The following is a 2,187-nucleotide window of genomic DNA, read 5'->3' on the forward strand; positions in this document are numbered from 1 at the left end:
CCGCCATGCAGAGCAGTCCCAGGCCCAAGGGGATAGGCAGGCAGCAGCCAAAGACGCGCACTCGACGCTCTGGCCGCCGCTCAGCCACCATGCTGCTGGGTACCTGCCTGGCTGAGGCCGGTCCGCGTGACGGTCGTGGTCGGTCGGCGCAACCGGTCCGCCAGCGGCCCGCGACCCCACCGCTGGTCGAACTCCGCTCCTTGCCGCAGCCGCCTGCTTGCCGGCGAGGCCTGATCGCGTGTCTCGGCTCGGCGCGCGGCCTGCTCCAACGCCCACCCGGCAATCGGCAACGCCACGGTGACCAACGCCAACTGCCGGGTGCGCCGCTTCATCCTTGGTCGCATCGCTTCATCTCCAAACAGATCACAGGACAGCCGCCATGGCAGCATCGCCGTGATGGCCGGCCGGCTGCTAAATGCGGCTGCCCCGGCCAACCGGCCGGGGCAGCCCGCTGTCGTCTATCGGCGCTCGTTGTCGTCGTAGGGCTCGCGGCTGCCGGACTTAGCCAGCCCCCGGGCGATCATGTAGCCAATGGTCAGGAGCGTGATGTACCACCAGGCCTTGTCGGCCCGGAAGTAGTCGACCCGCTGACCGTCCTGGCCGGTCTTGACCAGGAACGAGGCCACCAAGATGCCGGCGAACACGACCACATAGGTGATGAACTCAGTGGTCTTGTAAGCGGACTTGGTCTCGGTGCTGAGCCGACGGGTGCCGGCGCGAGAGTCAGTGCCGACCGCGGTACTGCCGGGCCGGCCGATCTCTGCATCCATACTGCTGCCTTTCAATGACGCCCGGGTCGAACGACCCGAGCTGAATGATGGTGGGCGTACGCCGTGCCACGGGCACACTCACGGGCAGGCCAAAGCCCGAGGAACGTGAGCGCACTCCGAACACGGCTGTGGAGCGGGGATTACGGGGCGGACCGGTTGCCTGAACCTCCGCACGTGCGGGACGGGGATTTGGTCCCGCTACCGTCGGAGGACTTCCCCGACACCTTGTGACTAGCCACCGAGACTCGGCACAAACCCCCGGCCGAATCCGGCCTCCGGGCACGAGCCGGGCCGTCGATGGCGGTGCCGTGGACGCCCAAGCCGACCAGGACGCCCAGGAGTTCGTTGCCGTGGCCGACCTCGCAGTGCTCGTCGGAGTCGCGAGGGCGTTGAAGAGCAGAGACTATGCAGAGGAGGTTCCAAGGACAGACGCCAACGAGCTTGCTCTTCAGCCAGATCGAACGCAGGCTGGCAGGCGTCTCGTCCCCTTCCAGCCGATCGGTTTCCGGGACGGCGGTGCCGATGCTCAGTCGGGGTCTTGGCGGACTGGGGGCGTCTGGTCCTGGTGGTGTTCGGGGACGGCCAAGGTGAGGGAGGCGGGGTCGATCTCCAGAGCGAGCCGGTCGGTCGGCTCGACCGTGTCGCCGTCGAACTGCACCGGCTGGGCCCGGTCACAGCCGATCTCCACCTTGGCGGCCCGGAAGGTGTCCACATCGGGGCCGGGCTTGCGGCTGCGGACCAGGATCCGCGCCGCCACCCCGACCCAGCTCCCCAGGGTGCGGGTCTTGAGCACGGCGATGTCGAACTGGCCGTCGTCGGGAACGGCGTCCGGGAGGATCGGGAGCCCACCCTGGATCTTGCCGAGGTTGGCCACCAGCACCCCCTGGGCCCGCCGGGTCAGCTCCTCACCACCGTCCAGCCGCAGACGGTAGCTGGCCCGGGGCCGGCGCAGGTTCCGCAGGGCACTCCAGACATAGGCCAGCGGGCCGATCCTGGCCTTCAGCGTGTGGCTGGCATCGCGCAGCATGGCCGCATCGAAGCCCATCCCGGCTGCGATCACGAAGCGGCCGTCGCCGATGGAGCCGAGGTCGATGCGGCGGCGCCGGCACTCCAGGGCGATCTCCAGGGCACGGTCAAGGTCGGTGGGGATATCGAAGTTAGTCGCGACCAGGTTGCCCGTCCCCAGCGGGAGCACCGCCAACGGCACCTCGGAGCCGGCCAGGGCGGTGGCACAGGCCATCACCGTGCCGTCGCCACCGGTCGCGATGACCAGGTCCGCGCCCTGTCCCACGGCTTCCTTGGCCAGGCCCTGCCCGCTATCCTCACGGGTTGTCTCCAGCCAGATGAGCTTCTTGCCGGTCTCCTCGATCGCCTGCCGGATGCGGTCGCTCCGCTCGCTTGCCGTGTCGCCGCCGCT

At 69.0% G+C, this 2,187-nt stretch carries 2 protein-coding genes; both read right to left on the bottom strand.

Annotated elements, in window-relative coordinates:
• Nucleotides 1-458: 458 nt before the first annotated feature.
• Entirely contained in the window at nucleotides 459-770 is a 312-nt protein-coding gene (locus tag VF468_16025) for a hypothetical protein (GenBank protein HEX5879800.1), read from the bottom strand.
• 526 nt (nucleotides 771-1,296) lie between these two features.
• On the bottom strand, nucleotides 1,297-2,187 hold an 891-nt coding region (locus VF468_16030), incomplete at its 5' end, for a diacylglycerol kinase family protein (GenBank protein HEX5879801.1).

This window comes from Actinomycetota bacterium (assembly GCA_036280995.1).
GTDB lineage: Bacteria > Actinomycetota > CALGFH01 > CALGFH01 > CALGFH01 > CALGFH01.